This is a genomic window from Victivallis sp. Marseille-Q1083, assembly GCF_903645315.1.
Classification (GTDB): Bacteria; Verrucomicrobiota; Lentisphaeria; order Victivallales; family Victivallaceae; genus UMGS1518.
The window spans coordinates 3643879-3660196 of the sequence record NZ_CAHJXL010000001.1 but is presented as its reverse complement, the minus strand read 5'-3'; the positions used below and the strand labels follow the sequence as shown (position 1 = coordinate 3660196).

16 protein-coding genes are annotated in these 16318 nt (G+C 58.2%); 9 read left to right on the top strand and 7 right to left on the bottom strand.

What is annotated here, in order from left to right; all coding sequences use genetic code 11:
* Positions 1-83: 83 nt before the first annotated feature.
* On the bottom strand, positions 84-407 hold the full coding sequence (locus HWX74_RS15125) for a hypothetical protein (RefSeq protein WP_176014334.1): 324 nt from the start codon (positions 405-407) through the stop codon (positions 84-86).
* 164 nt (positions 408-571) lie between these two features.
* Here HWX74_RS15125 and HWX74_RS15120 point away from each other — a divergent pair, with 164 nt between their 5' ends.
* Positions 572-1408 carry an AraC family transcriptional regulator gene (locus HWX74_RS15120; RefSeq protein WP_176014333.1) on the top strand — a complete coding sequence of 279 codons (837 nt, stop codon included), beginning with the start codon at positions 572-574 and terminating at the stop codon, positions 1406-1408.
* 70 nt (positions 1409-1478) lie between these two features.
* On the opposite strand, the gene gpmI is transcribed toward HWX74_RS15120, so the two are convergent.
* The 3 genes from gpmI to HWX74_RS15105 all read right to left on the bottom strand — a co-directional run bounded on the left by gpmI (position 1479) and on the right by HWX74_RS15105 (position 5460).
* Positions 1479-3131 (bottom strand): 2,3-bisphosphoglycerate-independent phosphoglycerate mutase, encoded by a 1653-nt coding sequence (gene gpmI / locus HWX74_RS15115; protein WP_176014332.1) that lies wholly within the window; start codon positions 3129-3131, stop codon positions 1479-1481.
* Between the two features lie 37 nt (positions 3132-3168).
* On the bottom strand, positions 3169-3969 hold the full coding sequence (lpxA, locus tag HWX74_RS15110) for an acyl-ACP--UDP-N-acetylglucosamine O-acyltransferase (RefSeq protein WP_176014331.1): 801 nt from the start codon (positions 3967-3969) through the stop codon (positions 3169-3171).
* 432 nt (positions 3970-4401) lie between these two features.
* Complete coding sequence (locus HWX74_RS15105) at positions 4402-5460, bottom strand: DMT family transporter (protein ID WP_176014330.1); 1059 nt, start codon at positions 5458-5460, stop codon at positions 4402-4404.
* Between the two features lie 163 nt (positions 5461-5623).
* On the opposite strand from HWX74_RS15105, the gene nadD reads away from it, so the two are divergent.
* The 7 genes from nadD to HWX74_RS15070 all read left to right on the top strand — a co-directional run bounded on the left by nadD (position 5624) and on the right by HWX74_RS15070 (position 11502).
* The gene (gene nadD / locus HWX74_RS15100; protein ID WP_176014329.1) at positions 5624-6643 is read left to right on the top strand and encodes a nicotinate (nicotinamide) nucleotide adenylyltransferase; all 1020 of its coding nucleotides are present in this window, start codon (positions 5624-5626) and stop codon (positions 6641-6643) included.
* Positions 6644-6682: 39 nt separating this feature from the next.
* Entirely contained in the window at positions 6683-7315 is a 633-nt protein-coding gene (locus HWX74_RS15095; protein ID WP_176014328.1) for a hypothetical protein, read from the top strand.
* Between the two features lie 119 nt (positions 7316-7434).
* Positions 7435-8295, top strand: a complete 861-nt coding sequence (locus HWX74_RS15090; RefSeq protein ID WP_176014327.1) for a rhomboid family intramembrane serine protease — start codon at positions 7435-7437, stop codon at positions 8293-8295.
* A 2-nt stretch (positions 8296-8297) separates the two neighbouring features.
* Entirely contained in the window at positions 8298-9362 is a 1065-nt protein-coding gene (gene queA, locus HWX74_RS15085; RefSeq protein ID WP_176014326.1) for a tRNA preQ1(34) S-adenosylmethionine ribosyltransferase-isomerase QueA, read from the top strand.
* Positions 9363-9368: 6 nt separating this feature from the next.
* Positions 9369-10373, top strand: a complete 1005-nt coding sequence (locus HWX74_RS15080; protein ID WP_176014325.1) for a C39 family peptidase — start codon at positions 9369-9371, stop codon at positions 10371-10373.
* Between the two features lie 101 nt (positions 10374-10474).
* Complete coding sequence (locus tag HWX74_RS15075; RefSeq protein WP_176014324.1) at positions 10475-11125, top strand: N-acetylmuramoyl-L-alanine amidase family protein; 651 nt, start codon at positions 10475-10477, stop codon at positions 11123-11125.
* The gene (locus tag HWX74_RS15070; protein ID WP_176014323.1) at positions 11122-11502 is read left to right on the top strand and encodes a hypothetical protein; all 381 of its coding nucleotides are present in this window, start codon (positions 11122-11124) and stop codon (positions 11500-11502) included. The genes HWX74_RS15075 and HWX74_RS15070 overlap by 4 nt, the downstream gene beginning before the upstream one ends.
* Positions 11503-11548: 46 nt before the next feature.
* On the opposite strand, the gene HWX74_RS15065 is transcribed toward HWX74_RS15070, so the two are convergent.
* From HWX74_RS15065 to tkt, 3 genes are all read right to left on the bottom strand, one after another.
* Positions 11549-11932 (bottom strand): hypothetical protein, encoded by a 384-nt coding sequence (locus HWX74_RS15065; RefSeq protein ID WP_176014322.1) that lies wholly within the window; start codon positions 11930-11932, stop codon positions 11549-11551.
* A gap of 10 nt (positions 11933-11942) precedes the next feature.
* Positions 11943-12866 carry an EamA family transporter gene (locus HWX74_RS15060; protein WP_176014321.1) on the bottom strand — a complete coding sequence of 308 codons (924 nt, stop codon included), beginning with the start codon at positions 12864-12866 and terminating at the stop codon, positions 11943-11945.
* Between the two features lie 119 nt (positions 12867-12985).
* Positions 12986-14971 carry a transketolase gene (gene tkt / locus HWX74_RS15055; protein ID WP_217704972.1) on the bottom strand — a complete coding sequence of 662 codons (1986 nt, stop codon included), beginning with the start codon at positions 14969-14971 and terminating at the stop codon, positions 12986-12988.
* 152 nt (positions 14972-15123) lie between these two features.
* On the opposite strand from tkt, the gene ruvB reads away from it, so the two are divergent.
* Positions 15124-16161 carry a Holliday junction branch migration DNA helicase RuvB gene (gene ruvB, locus HWX74_RS15050; protein ID WP_176014319.1) on the top strand — a complete coding sequence of 346 codons (1038 nt, stop codon included), beginning with the start codon at positions 15124-15126 and terminating at the stop codon, positions 16159-16161.
* Positions 16162-16318: the final 157 nt, after the last annotated feature.

The window sequence follows — 16318 nt, the reverse complement described above, 5'->3', positions numbered from 1 at the left end:
GCCGTCGAGGAAGGCCATTTTCGCCTTTCACGAAGATGGCGAAATTGAAAATTCAAGCATGTCCAATGCCGCGAAACTGCCGATTAACGCAGGAAAGTCATCAGGAAAATGCCCGCGGCTATCAGGATGATGCCCAGAAGCGGAACCATTCCGATTGGCGCCCGGTAAACCAGGGTCAGTGCCAGTTGGATTGCCAGAAAGCTGCCGCCGGTGCAAACGGCGGCGGCCAGATTCGGATGCAGCATCTTATAGATCTGGATCAGCATCAGGATGCTGGTCACCCCGCACAGGTTGCCGATGCCGAAACCGTACCAATACCATTGCGGCGCCGCGCTGGCCCACTTAAACAACAAGGCGGCAATGATCTGGAGCAAAAAGAATCCGGCAATATTGAGTGCTAAAACCATAAAAATTCGTTCCCCACGGTTGTGAAAAGGTTATGAACACCGTTATATTATACCGGAAAAATCATAAAAATGGAATGGCTGAAATTCTCAAAAAGATGAATGAATTTACTGCTCCGCTCTACTGCAAGCCGGTAGACGCCGATTCCGGAAAGCGGGAGTGGCCCATGCAGCCGACGTTTCAATTTATCGTCGGCAACTACACGGATGTCCCGGCCGGCGATTCGACCAGTTGGCGGATGATGCCGTTTGCACTCTGCACCATCCCGCTTGCCCCGGCCGGCGGCCGGACTCTGCTGGAAGTGGCGGGACGTCCGCCGTTGGAGTTTTCACCGGGCGGGGAAGCCATTTTGATCCCGGAAGGAGTGCGCCATCGGATCAGCAACCTGGCCGGACAACCGGTGGTCAGTTTATGGCTCCATTTCCGCCTGACGGTTTTCCATGTTTTCAGCGTTTTTGAGTTCTTCGACCTGCCGCTGCTTTATCGAGGCGACCGCGCCGAACGGCTTCGGGAAAAATTGGACACGATGGTGCGCCTGCCCAAATATCTCAACTTCGCCGATTCGCTGACGCTGCAGTTGTCCGGCCTGGCATTCGGAGCGGAACTGCTGGCCGGAGCGTCCTGCCGGGAAGTCTGCAATGCCAAATTTGAAAAACTGCAACGCTTCCGGCGCGTTTTCGAAACGCTTGCCCAACTTCAGCCCGGTCAACCTGCCCCATCCAGCGCCGAACTGGCGGAACTGGTTTCCCTCTCCCGGTCACGCTTCCTGGCCCTCTTTCACGAATTGACCGGCGGTTCGCCTACCGTCTATCTGGAACGGAAACGGTTTCGGGATGCCTGCAATCTGCTGCTGGGGTCTGCTGAGCCGCTGGCCCGGATCGCCGAAAAACTCGGTTATGCCGACGCGTTCCATTTCAGCCGGAAATTTAAACTGCAGGCCGGCATCAGTCCTCAGAAGTTCCGGCAGCAATTGAACGGTTCCGCTTATCATCCCCCACGCTGACACTCCAGAAACAACAAAACACCGGCATTGACGCCGGTGTTTTGCCGGAAAAATCGCCATCGAAAGCGAATTATTTGAAATTCAACACGCTGGGATCATACCCTTCCGGCGCATTGTAGCCGAGCAGTTCAATGCAGGTCGCCGCCAGGGAACTGATCCCCAGGCCATTGCGCAATTCCGGGTAATATTCCCCCTGATTCTCCGGGTCGAAGACAATGCAGGGCACCGGGTTGAGCGAATGGCTGGTCTTGTGGCACGGTTCGCCGTTGTCATCGTAGAGAATCTCGCCTTTTTTGTTGTGTTCGAACATATCGTCGGCATTGCCGTGGTCGGCGGTGATGACCAGAACCCCGCCGGCTTTTTCCACCGCTTCGCGCACCCGTTTGACGCAAATATCCAGCGCGCCCATCGCCACCAGGACCGCCTGATAAATGCCGGTATGGCCGACCATGTCGCCATTCGGATAATTCAGCCGGATCATCCGGTACTTGCCGCTGGCGATCGCTTCAACCACCTTGTCGGTGATTTCCGCCGACTTCATCCACGGACGCTGCTCGAACGGCACGATGTCGGAAGGCACTTCGACATAATCTTCCAGCGCCTCGTCGAATTTGCCGGAGCGGTTGCCGTTGAAAAAATAGGTGACGTGGCCGAACTTCTGCGTCTCGCTGATCGCCAGTTGCTTGACATCGGTGGCGCAGAGGTATTCGCCCATCGTCCGGTCGATTTCCGGCGGAGAAACCAGATATCTTTTCGGCACATGCAAATCGCCGTCATATTCCATCATGCCGGCATAAACCACTTTCGGCCGGCGGCCGCGGTCGAAACGGTCGAACGCCTCGTTTTCGAATGCCGCGGTGATTTCCAGCGCCCGGTCGCCGCGGAAGTTGTAGAACACCACCGAATCGTTGTCCAGAATCGGCCCGACCGGATTCACGCCATCGTCGGAGATGACAAACGGCGGCAAATCCTGGTCGATCGCACCGGTTTTCTCCCGCAAAGCGACGATTGCGTCGTGCGCGGTCTTGAAGTAATCGCCGGAACCGTGCACATGGGTTTCCCAGCCCTTGCGCACCATATCCCAATTGGCGTTGTAGCGATCCATGGTGATGACCATGCGGCCGCCGCCGGAGGCGATCCGGTAATCGACGCCGTCGGCATTCAAATTGGCCAGAAACGCTTCAAACGGATCGATGTAATCCAGCGCCGAGGTTTCCGGCACGTCGCGGCCGTCCAGCAGGGCATGTATTCTGACCTTCTTCACGCCGGCGGCTTTGGCCCGCTCCAGCATCGCTTTGAGATGGCTCAGGTTGCTGTGGACGTTGCCGTCGGAAAAAAGACCGATGAAATGCAGCGTGCTATGGTGGCGCACCACGTTGTCGACCAGATCGTGCCAGACCGCGCCGTCGAAGAGCTTGCCGGTCGTGATGGCGTCGTCCACCAGTTTGGCGCCCTGTGCAAACACCCGGCCGCAGCCGATCGCATTGTGGCCGACTTCGCTGTTGCCCATATCCGCATCCGAAGGCATTCCCACCGCCGTGCCGTGCGCCTTCAACCTGGTGAACGGACAGGTTTTCATCAACCTGTCCAGTTCCGGCGTATAGGCGTGCAGAAATCCGTCGCCGTCGGTATATTTGCCGAAACCGACTCCATCCATGATCATCAGAACGACCGGGCCGCGGCGCGGAGTAAATTTGCTGTTTTTGCTCAATGGATTCAACATAACGCGATTCTCCTGAATTAAAAAAATTTTGAAACAATCAATTGCGGTTGCCGCTGCCGTGCCGGGCGGACAGTACGCCGCGCTTGGAATTGGCGCAGAATTCGATGAACTCCACCACCTCCGGCAGCGGCGGGACCTCTTCCCTGATCTTCTGCAGCGCGTTGGCCGGACTCAATTCGGAACGATAGTAAATTTTGAAAACATTCTTCAACGCCCGGATGGTCGCCGCCGGAAAACCGGCCCGCTGCAAACCGACCAGGTTGATCATCTTGACTCCGCCGTTGCGTCCCTCCGCCATCATGAACGGCGGGACATCCTTGGACAACGCCGAACCGCCGCTGATGATCGCGAAACGGCCAACCCGGCAGAACTGGTGCAGTCCGGTCAGCCCGGAAATCAGCGCATGGTCGCCGATTTCACAGTAACCGGCCAATCCGGCAAAACCGACCAGAATGACCTGGTCGCCGATCTGGCAGTTGTGGGCGACATGCGATGCGTTCATGAACATGCAGCCGTTGCCGATCCGGGTCGTCGTCCCCGGCTTGGTGCCGGTATGGGCGGTAGTGCCCTCGCGGAAGATATTGTCATTGCCGACGACCAGATAGGTTTCGTCGCTCTCCACTTTGTAATCCTGGGCGTTCTGGCCGAGCGCGGCGAACGGATAGAGTATATTGTTGCTGCCCAGCGTCGTCCGGCCGCTGACATGGCACTGGGCAATCAACCGGCAGCCGGGGCCGATCTTCACCTGCGGCCCGATATAACACAACGGCCCGATTTCGACATCGTCAGCGATCTCGGCAGCAGGGGAAACAACTGCACTGGGATGAATCTTCGGCATGGACAGAACCTCTCTTTCAAACGTTGAATTTCGCTCCGTTAATATAATACCCGGCCCTCTGAAAGGCAATGGCTGGATAAAAAATTATCGAGACAAAATCCGGCTCCGGTTCCGCGATTTTTCCTCCGGAATCATTGCAATCCTTCTTTTCGTTGTCTATATTAACGGTAATTCGCAACGAGGCCAAATGATATGATCGTCAATCTGGATACCCGCCGCACCATTGCCGAAGCACCGGTAGCGGTTCTCTCGCGCTGGCAGCAACTGCTGCGCTTCGGCGCCAAGCGTCTGCGCCGCATGCAGTACGACGCCATGGTGCTGCAGCGGCGGCACACATTGTTTCTCGGACTGGCCCCCTGCAAACTGGACATTATTTTCGTCGACGCCGAACAGGTGGTCCGGCAATTGCACCGGTCGGTGCCGCCCGGCAAACTAATGATCCGCTGTCCCGGCGCCGACGCCATCATCCTGCTGCCGCGCGGCATCATCGCCGCTACCCACACCCGGATCGGGCACCGGCTGAACATCAGCCTCGAGCTGACGCCGGCGGCCATCCGGCAACTGCTGCTGCCGGAACCGCATATATAATCGGCGGTAATACCGCAGCGAATCCGGTCCGAGTCCGATGCCGCCAAGGATCAGCAGGACGCCGAGAATCTGCAGGACGCTGACCGATTCCTTCAGAAACAGCCAGGCCCAGAATACCGCCAGCGGCCCGATGATATATTGCGACATGTTCAGCAAATTCAAATTGATCAGCCGTTCCGCCTGATTCCAGGCGATGAATGCACCGACCGTCGGGATCAGGATCATCGCAACGACCAGCAGCCAGTCATGCAGATGAACCGGCAGCACGATGTCATGCCAATGCGCCACTTCCACGATCGTCAACACCGCCGCACCGCCCAGAAAACTCCATGTCGTATAGATGAACCCATCCAGCCGCCGCGCCAATTTTCTGCCCCAGACGACATAAGCCGCCCAACAGATTCCGGCGATCACAATCAACAGCATGCCGAAATCGAGCCGTTCCAGCATCAGTCCCCGCACCTGGATCACCTGGACCACCAGCAGGCAGCCGACGGTACTCAAACCGATGCCGCACAATTGACTGCGGGAAACTTTTTCACCGGTAACCACCCCGCCCAGGAAGATCATGATCGGAATGACCGCCTCCAGCATCGAAGATTCGACCGCCGTCGCCGTTTCCTGCGCCCAGAATACAAAAATGCTGGTGCCGCCGGCCCCCAGAATCCCCTGCCCGATCAGCGGCAGCCAATCCCGCCGCCGAACGGCGAACATCCGCCGTCCGCGCCTCAGCAAACCGATCAGCAGCAGTAAAATTCCGGCGCTGGCGAACCGCAGCCAGGAAAGCGAAACCGGATCGATCGCCCGGTCGGCCATCAATGCCCGGCCCAGTGCGTACATTCCGCTCCACATCACGGCGCTGAGCAACGCCCAGACCAGACCGCGAACCGCAGCAGTCATCATGAGAACCACCCTCCCCTTCCAAATGGCCGACGTTCATTCTCCACGGTCAAAACTATAGCAGCCGAAAAACGTTTTGTCCAATCCGGCAGAACCAAATTGTAAAACGGCCGGTCTGGATATATAGTAACGGTGATGACATGGAACTGGAGGTTGAGGAATTTCAATGCGCATTGCTTTTTTCGGCGGCACCTTCGATCCGCCGCATTGCGGACACCTGCAATTGGCCGCAGCGGTATTGGCCGGCGATTTCACCGACCGGGTCTGGCTGGTGCCGGCCTATGCGCCGCCGCACAAGCAGGGACAGGCCGTCTCGTCCTACGAGGACCGGTTGGCGATGCTGCAGTTGGCGACTGCCGGTCAGCGCGATGTGGCGGTGTCGGATTTCGAGCGGCAGGTCCGTTTGTCGCCGTCTTTTACGCTGGAAATTCTCGACCGGCTGCGACAGCGGCAGCCGCAGGACCGTTTTCAATTGCTGATCGGCAGCGACAGTCTGCAGATGCTGCACAGTTGGCACCGGGCGGCGGAGCTGGTCCGGGAATTCGAAATTATCGTGTATCCGCGTTCCGGCGCGCTGCCGGACCGCGCGGAATTATCGGCGCACTGGCCGTCGGAGACCGTCGACCGGCTGGCCGCTTCGATCAAAAAACTGCCTTTTTTCAGGATATCTTCCACGGAAATCAGAAAAAAAGTGGCAAATGGCGAAAAGGTGAGTAATTTTATTCCCGAAGCGGTAGCGAAGTATATCGAAGAAAAAAAATTATATCAATCTCAAGAGGAGAAGGCAACCAGGATGACCGAACCGATAAAAATCGATGCCGAAAAATTGGCGCAGTTCTGCGTCGAGCAGGCGGATGCCAAGCTGGCGGAAAATATCGTGGCGCTGAAAGTCGGCGAATTGACGACGATCGCCGATTATTTCGTATTGTGCACCGCCAATTCCGAACCGCAGATTCAAGCGGTCACCGGCAATCTCGAACGCCGGGTGCGGGAAGTGTTCAAATTGCGCCCGCTGGCGGTTGACGGACGGCCGGGCAGCGGTTGGGTTTTGATCGATTTCGGACCGGTGATGGTCCATGTGATGACCCCGGAGACCCGGGAACGCTATAATCTGGAAAGCTTATGGGGCGACGCGCCGCAATTGGCGGCCGTCCGCAGTCTGGAGCAGTTGACGATCGGGAAGTGACCGCGTTGTTTTACCGCAATCACGGAAGGAAGCGATAAAATGTTCAACCCTGCATCACGTCAGAATTGGAACGAATTCCAGTGGGAAAAAGAGATTCGTAAGGATGAATTGCGAATCAATCGTTATTTCCAGGCGCTGCGGGTCTGTCTGGACCTGCCGGGGGAGGAGGAGATGATTTTCAAACGGTTGATGAGCCAGCAGGATCTGGTGCCGACCGGAGTGGAATGGTCCCAACAGTCGCTTTCGGAGTTTTACGCACAACACGATGAGGAAGACGAGGAGAACCCGCCGGACGACTTCTGCCACCGGGCCGGTTACGACCTGCTGCGGCAACTGGACCGGCAGGCGCGGGAGTGGAATGTGGTGTTCGCCGCCGGACTGCGCAGCAGTTTTTTACGTGAAGGGCTGGCGTTGACTTGCCGGTTCGGTAAACTGTTGTCGCGTTTTTCCAATTTTATCGAAATCGACGATCCGGAAATGCGGGCGCTGAAAATCAGCCTCGGTAAACGGGTGCTGGCCGATCTGAACGATATCTTCGGTTCGTTGAACATGATGATGCGGCGGCAGAAAGCGTTGCAGGGACCACTGATGACGATTGCCGACAATCTCCAGCATGTCCGGGAAGCGACGGTCGATTTGCTCGAAGAGTTGCGCAACGGCGACAAGAAATAACGCGGTTGCGTGGTAAGAAAAACGGGAAAAATCCCTTTCGGCCGCGCTGCCGTCAAAGGGATTTGTTTTTATTGATGAAAGGTTCGTAAAGTTACATTATGCTGCAGGATCGAAATTACATGCGGCCGTCCTCCGGCGGCCAAGAATTATCCGGCCGGACGATGATTTTCATCTTGATCGGCATCAACATTTTTCTGTACCTGATCTTTCCGGCGCCGCGCACGATGCAGCAACTGGTCGATCCGGATTTCCCTTATTACCGTCTGGTGCTATCCTCCCGGGGAATCGCCTCCGGACAAATCTGGCAACTGGTGACCGCCATGTTCATGCACGCCGATTTCTACCATATTCTGTTCAATATGTACGGGCTGTACTTGTTCGGCATGCTGCTCGCGCCGCTGATGAACGGTTATAAGATATTGTGGCTGTACCTGATCGGCGGCCTGAGCGGCAATCTCATTTTTCTGCTGTTCAACTGGGGCAATCCGTTTTACCTGATGGGAGCCAGCGGCGCATTGTTCGGCATCATGGCCGCCGTCGCCCTGCTGCGGCCCAATGTGCAATTCATCATGCTGCTGCCGCCGATTCCGGTCAAAGCCAAAACGCTGGTCATCGTCTATGCCGTCATCGAACTGCTCTTTCAATTCGGCAACGGCGGCCAGAGCGACGGCATCGCCCATCTCGCCCACCTCGGCGGCCTGCTCGGCGGCTACTTGTACATCAAATTCCTGTTCGGCCCCAACCTGGCCTGGGACATCCTGCCGCGGCGGCGGGTCAGACCGGGCGAAACACCGCCGCCGGGCGCCGGTCCCCGGATGTGGCGGCAGCCGGATTTTACCGTCAAGCCGGGTTCTAAAATCAAATCGCAGGATATCGACTACCTGCTGGATAAAATTTCCAAAACCGGCATCAACAGCCTGACGCCGGAAGAGACGGAAATTCTGCGGCGCGCTCGCGAGCAGATGCGGGGCAAACACTGATCATGGGACTTGCCACGGATCTGTTCGATTACCAGTTGCCGACAGAACTGATCGCCCAGCGGCCGACGGAAAAACGCGACGGCTCGCGGATGCTGGTGCTTGACCGGCAAAGCGGCGATTGCTCGATTCTGCCGTTCGGCCGGATCGTCGATTATCTGTCCCCCGGCGACACGCTGGTTTTCAACGACACCAAAGTGATGAAAGCCCGGATGTACGGCCGGAAAAATGGCCGGCCGGAAGCGGCCAGATTCGAGCTGCTGCTGGTGGCGCCGCTCGACACGGCCCGGCGCTGGAACGTCCTGCTGAAACCTGGCAAGCGGGCCGCCGCCGGTACGGTCGTGGTTTTCACCGACCATGCCGGCCGGATCAATGGGCAAGGCGACTCTTTTACGGTGCTTTCCCGCTGTCCGGACGGCTCCTTCAACGTCGAATTCAACACCGACGAACTGGAACGCCTGCAGGCGGTTTACGGCCACATTCCCCTGCCGCCGTATATTCAGCGCGGCGACGAAAATGCCGACGCCGAACGGTATCAGACGATTTTCGCCCGGGAATCCGGTGCGGTGGCAGCGCCGACCGCCGGGTTGCATTTCACTCCGGAAATCATGGCCGAACTGGCGGCCGGTGCGGTGCGCTCCGCCGCGGTGACGCTGCATGTCGGACCGGGAACGTTCAAACCGGTTTCCGTCGACGATATCGCCCGGCATCATATGCATACCGAACGGTTCAGCCTGCCGGAGACGACGGCCGATTTGATCAACCGCACCCATGCCGAAGGCCGAAAAATCATGGCAGTCGGCACGACCAGCGTCCGGGTTCTGGAAAGCTGCGCCGCTCCCGACGGCACGGTGACGCCCCGGTGCGGCGCAACCGATATCTTCCTGTACCCGCCTTACCATCCCCGCTGCGTCGACATGCTGCTGACCAATTTTCATCTGCCGAAAAGTACGTTGCTGATGCTGGTAGCCACCTTCGTCGACCGGGAAAAAATGCTGGCCGCTTATGAGCTGGCCATCCGGGAGCGGATGCGCTTCTACAGCTACGGAGACTGCATGCTGCTGAAATAGCCGGCTATGAATACGATCATCCATCGCGGCACGGCATTCCTGACCGGGGAGTACGAGCAATTGCGTTGCAACCGCCGCGGCGAAATGGAGCTGTTGCCGGGCGCCTGCCGCGGCTGTCTGCTTTCGCCGGTCGTTCCGCTGCCGGAATTTCGCGAATGCGTCGGCAGTTGGAATGCGTTCAGCAGCCACGGCGATGTCGAGCTGCAGGTGCGTTTGCTGTCGTCCAGCGGCCGCTGGAGCGGTTATGTCAGCTTCGGCGTGTGGACGCGCCAGCCCGCCGGTCGATGCGGCGGCAGCAGTCGGGAGCACTCCGGCATCCAGTTCGACATCGACCGCCTGATCGCCCGGCCTGTTGCCGTCGCCCTGCAGTACCGGGTCTTTCTGCGGCGCCGGAATTTGTCCGAACCGTCGCCCCGCCTGCGTCAGGTTGCGGTCACGACGGTACCGGGCGCGCCGCAAAAATCGCCGCCGCTGCTCGCCGGTCTACGGCTCCTGCCGGTTCCGCCCCGCTCGCAGCGGGCAGTGTCGGCGATCGGCCGATTTCTCTGCAGTCCGACTTCACTGGCGATGGCGATGGCCTGCCACGGCGTTGATCTGCCGACCGCTCAAGTGGCGGCGCAGGTCTTCGACCCGTCGTCATCCCTTTACGGCAATTGGCCGTTCAATACCGCGGCGGCGGCCGAATTCGGTTTGACAGCCCACGTCGAATACGCCGCTTCATTGCGGACGGTTCAAGACTATCTGCTCGCCGGCTTGCCGGTCATCGCCTCCATCCGCCCCGGCGTGCTGGCCGACGGTACCCGTTCCGAAGGTCATTTGGTGGTCGTCAGAGGATTTCACTGCCACGGCAATTCCGGGCGGCTGTTTCTCAACGATCCCTGGGGACAAACTCCGTCGGAAATCCGGCAATGCTGGGAATTGGAGCGTTTCGAGCGCTGTTGGAAACATTACATCTATGTGCTTGCCGCCAATGAGCGGCAAGGCGGCCGGCTTCGCCGGTCCGCCGATTGACATTCCGGATTTTTTGAACGCAAGACTTGAAATGTCCGATTTTTCAGGATATCTTTCCCTTTCGTTTTTCCAAATTTCAAAGCAAAGAGGGAACCAAGATTATGAAATCCAGTGGGCGAAAGCCGCTGGCGCCCATCCTGGGCGCGGTATTGTGCCTGTGGGGCTGGGGCTGCGCCAGCCTCTGCGGCGACAGCGAGGCCGGAGCAGTCACCTGCCACAACGGCGTCATGGTGCGCAATTCGATCATCGACGACAATGAATACAACCGCGACTACAAGCGGCCCGGTCCGTTTCCGGAGGTCAAATATATCACCATCCACAATACGGCGGAACCTTTCTCCGCCCGCCAGGAACGCGACCGCGTCAACAACCGGCGCGACAACAAATCGGTTTCCTTCCATTTCGCCGTCGACGAAAACGAGGCGGTGCAAATCATGGAATTGACCGAACACGCCTGGCATGCCGGCGACGGTTCGAAAGGCGACGGCAATTTGCGCAGCATCGGCATCGAAATCTGCCGCAGCCAATGTTACGGGACGCAGGAGCCGCTCTATCGCGCCAGCGAGGAAAACGCCGTCAAACTGACGGCCTGGCTGTTGAAAAAATTCAATCTGTCCGTCAACGATTTGCGCAAACACCAGGATTGGACCGGCAAGTACTGCCCGCACCGCATCCTGGATGAACAGAGCTGGGAAAATTTCAAACAACGCGTTCAACAATCACTCGATCACTTACAGGAGCAGGAAGGATGAAAACCGTTCTGTCCATTTGCATTGCCGCCTTGGTTTCAACGCTGATCCTGCTGTCCGCCGGCTGTTGTACCGGCTACAACGATCAGACGCTCGGCGCCGCCGTCTCTTACGAAGTCAACGACGACCGTCCGGACGGTTACCAGATCCAGACTTTTTACGGGGGGATGTTCTACAAACAGGACGACCTGATCCGGGACCTGAAGGCGCGCCACATCGACAAAGTGGCGATCTCTTCATGGCTGCCGGAACAGGATGTCGATGCCGTTCTCCGCTATTTCGAAGCTGCCGGCATCACCGTAGAGAGTTATTACATCCTGCAGGAAGGACGTCCCGACTGGCAGCGCATCGACGTCATTCAGGAGCGCGCCAGGCAGTAAATTTGCCAAGTGCCTCGCCCGCAATCAACAGGACGGCCGGAGTTCTTTAACGGCTGTCCTGTTTTATTTCCGGTGAATTCTCCGGTTGAAAGCCGGCCGGTTTACCCCGAAATTCCAGGTAATTGCGGTTCGCCGAATCGGGCCGGGTGATCCATTGCCCGACATTCCGGTCGGCGATGAAATGGAGGAGCAGCCAGCATATCACCCAGGCGGCCGCCACCACCAGCAAGTTGCCGCTCCGGCGCCGGCATACCCGGAACTGGAATACCGCCGCCGTGCCGAGACTGACGATCAGACAGACAATCAACATCGTGACGGCCCGCGAAGCCGGCGTCGTGGTCGCGGCACAGACATAAGAGACGGCAAACCAGAGATAGCCCAGCAGCAGCGCCGTTCCCAACCATTTGCCGACTGCCCGTAAATATCGCATTGCCGAGCCCCTATTCGGCGATTTCGCCGGCCAAAGCTTCCGGCGCCGGAGCGAAGCTGCTGTAATTCGGCATCAGAAAAATGCCCAGAACAATCAGTAAAATTCCGCACCAGGTCGCCGGATTGGTTTTTTCCCGCAACACCAGCGCACTGTACAAGGCAAAACCGGCGATGCAACTGCCGAGACAAAGCGGGTAACCGATGCCGGAAAGATTGACCTCCGCCAGATAGTCCAGAGCGATAAAATTGGTCATTTCGGAAACCAGACCCACCACCGCCAGCCCGAGGACCGTCACCCACATGACTTTATTGAAAACAAAGCCACGCTCCGGCGAAGTATATTTCCGGCCGACGCAGAAGCCGATCGCGCCGATGGTCATCAAGGCTCCCCGCATGCCGCTGGACAACTGCCAATTGCTGCCGGCCGCTACGGTTGCCTGGGCAAAGCACAACAACAGAAATGCCGCGAACGCATACCACAGCCAACGGCGGCTGCTCCGCACATTGCTCCGGGGGTCGCGCTGCGAGAATCCCAGGACAACCATGCCGCAGACGATCAGCACGGCGCCGGAACAACGGATGATGGAAAATTCTTCACCGAAAAACAGAATGCCGGTGACGAAAGAGGACACCAGCGCCGACTGGCCGATCGCCCAGGACACGCCGCTGTTGCCGTCGGCCATCGCCTTCTGCAGCAGCAGCATCGCCCAGACGTTGACCCCGCCGGCCAGCAGCATGCCCAGCAAATGCCAGAAATTGGCGGAGGAAAATTCTGCCACCCCGTCCAGCAGCCATAGAAAAAACGGCAACTGCAGCAACGAATACAGCAGCGTGGCATCCAGCATCTTGATACGGTTGCCGGCATAACGCAAAATGATCCCGACGACAATCCACAACACGCCGGTTACCAGCGCGAGAAACACTCCCATCCACATTTGATTTCACCCTTTATCCTGAAAAGCAGACGGCCCGGTCAATACCTCTCCCGCAGCACTTCAAAAAAACTCCGGCGCTTCGGCGAAGTTCCGGAGTCCTACGACGTTTCCGACCGATTTCAGCAACTGCCGCAATTGAAATAGGTTTGAATTTTCCGCAACACCGCTTCCGGCGTGAAGCCGAATTTTTCCATCAATACCTTGTAAGGCGCCGAGGCGCCGAAATGATCCAGACCGATGGCCAGACCGTCAAGCCCGACAAATCGCTCCCAGCCGAACGTCGCGCCGGCTTCCAACGAAATCCGCTTCCGGCAATCCGGCGGCAGCACGGCATCGCGATACGCCGGATCCTGCTGCAGGAACAACTCCTGCGACGGCATGGAAACCACCCGCACTTTACAGCCCTGCCGACGCATCAAAGCCGCGGTCTGCAAAGCCAGATTCACCTCCGAACCGCTGGCAATCAGAATCGCGCTGAAATTTTCGTCATCGCTCAGCACGTAAGCGCCGCGCGCCACATCGACCCTGGCCGCCAGTTCCGGGGCAAACGGTTCCAGATCCTGCCGGGTCAGCACCAGCACCACCGGTCCGGACGCCCGCAGGGCCGCCGCCCAGGCATGGGCAACCTCATGCACTTCCGCCGGCCGGATCACCGTCATGCCCGGCATGCTGCGCAGCATCGCCAACTGTTCGACCGGCTCGTGGGTCGGGCCGTCCTCCCCGACGTAAAACGAGTCATGGGTGAAGAAATAAAGCTCATGCAACTGCTGGATGGCCGCCAGCCGCAGCGCCGGCTTCATATAATCGCTGAACACGAAAAAAGTCGAAGTGTACGGAATGCAGCATTCCGTCAACGCCATACCGTTGCCGACCATGCCCATCGCCATCTCCCGGACACCAAAATGGAGGTTGCGGCCACAGCGGTCGGCAGCGGAAAAATCACCACCCGCCTTGATGTTCGTCTTCGTCGACGGAGCCAGGTCGGCAGCGCCGCCGAGCAAGGACGGCACCAGCGACGCCGCTTTCTGCAGCATCATGCCGCTGGAGACCCGGCTGGCCAGCGGCTTGTCATCCTGCACCGCCTCCAGCAGTTCCGCCAAAATATTTTCCGGCACCTCCCGGTTGATCAATTTGCTCAACAGCGCCGCCCGCCCGGCATCGGCGGTCAAAAACGCCTGAAATTCGCGGTCCCAGGCCGCCGCCGCCTGTTCCAGCGCTTCCACCCGGGCATGACACATCGCGTAGACTTCCGGCGCGACATGGAACGCCTCTTCCGGCAAACCCAACGCCCGTTTGGTCGCCAAGACCTCCGCCTCGCCGAGCGGTTCGCCGTGGGCCGAGGCTTTGCCCTGCTTGTCCGGCGCGCCGAAAGCGATCTGCGTCTTGCCGATGATCAAGGTCGGCCGGCCGTCGGACTGGACCGCCGCCGCCAGCGTCCGGTCGCAGGCGGCCACGTCATTGGCGTTGTCCAGCCTGAGCACCCGCCACCGGAACGCTTCAAAGCGTTTGCCGACATCTTCGGAAAATGCCAGATTGGTGGACCCTTCGATGGAGATGGCGTTGTCGTCATAAAAGCAGATCAGATTGTCCAGTTTCAGGTGGCCGGCCAGCGACGCCGCTTCCGACGAAACCCCTTCCATCATGCAACCGTCTCCGGCGATGACGAAAATCCGATAGTTCAGCAGTCCGCTCTGCTCCAGGCCGCCGACCGCCGCCAGATGCTTTCCGGCGATGGCCATGCCGACCGCCGACGCGAAACCGCTGCCAAGCGGCCCGGTGGTAATATCCACCCCGGCGGTATGATTGTATTCCGGATGGCCCGGCGTCCTGCTGCCCCACTGCCGGAAGGCTTTCAATTCATCCATCGACAAGCCGTATTCGAACAGATGCAGCAGCGCATATTCCAGCATCGAGCCGTGGCCGGCCGACAGCACGAAACGGTCGCGGCCGAGCCACTTCGGATTCTTCGGATTATGACGCAAATATTTGTAAAACAACGTAAAAGCGAAATCGGCGCAACCCATCGGCATGCCGGGATGTCCCGATTTCGCTTTCTGAATCGCATCTGCGGCCAACACCCGGATGGTGTCGGCTGCCAGTTTCATTTTCGCACAGTTCTCCATCAATTGCCGCCTTTCTGCTTATTTTTATCAATTCTGACTTGGAATTTGCTTCTTTATAATGTATAATGAAAAATAAGAATTTATACCATTATTTACGAAAAAAAAGCAAACGAAAGCGGATTTTTTCAATTCATATGACCGAACGCTTTGTTACGTCGACACTGAATAAACGCGACCTGCCCAAAGAGAACAAATTGCGTCCGCTCTCTTTCCGGGAATTTCCCGGACAGGCCAAGGTCAAGGAGCGCCTCGAACTCTTTGTCTGCGCCGCCAAAGAACGGCAGGAAGCGATGGATCATATTCTGCTGAGCGGCCCGCCCGGCCTCGGCAAGACGACGCTCGCTTACATCATCGCGGCCGAAAAAGGCGCCAACATCAAATCTTCCAGCGGGCCGGTCATCGAAAAGCCGGGCGATCTGGCCGGGCTGCTCACTTCACTGCAGGATGGCGACATTTTGTTCATCGATGAAATCCATCGGCTCAATACGACGGTGGAGGAGTATCTCTACAGCGCGATGGAGGATTTTTTCATCGACATCATGCTGGAACAGGGACCGGGCGCCCGCTCGGTCCGGTTGACGGTGCCGCATTTCACGCTGCTGGGAGCGACCACCCGCCAGGGCATGCTGTCGGCGCCGCTGCGTTCCCGTTTCGGCCTGTGCTGCCGGCTGGACTATTACGACGCCGACAGTCTGGAAATCATCGTCAAACGTTCCGCCGCCATCCTGGGCATCGCCATTGACGACGAGGGCGCGAGTGAAATCGCCGGCCGCTGCCGGGGAACGCCGCGGATTGCCAACAAATTGCTGGCCTGGGCGCGCGATTATGCCCAGGTGCGGGCCGATTCGGTCATCACCGGCGAAGTGGCGGCGGCGGCGCTGACGATGCTCAACATCGACAGCAACGGCCTCGATGAGATGGACAACCGGCTGCTGGAAACCATCATTTACAATTTCAACGGCGGTCCGGTGGGTTTGAAAAATATCTCCGTTTCAGTCGGTGAGGAGGACGGCACGATCGAAGAGGTATATGAGCCGTTTTTGATCCAGGAAGGCTATCTGGTCCGAACGCCGAAAGGACGGATCGCGACGCCGAAAGCCTGGCGGAAATTGAAATTGCCGCTGCCGGCGGGACAGCGGAAAATGAGTGATCAACCGGAATTATTTGAATAGTCGTTTGACTGCTTTTTCCCCGGGGAAAGGCGGAATCGATTGCCTGAGTGAAAGTCTTGGCGCTGCCGGCCTCAAGACGGATGATGCGTTTTCCCGAGGGCAATGAAAGTGAACGATCGCCATATTCATCAACCACACAAGAAGACGGGACAGGAGG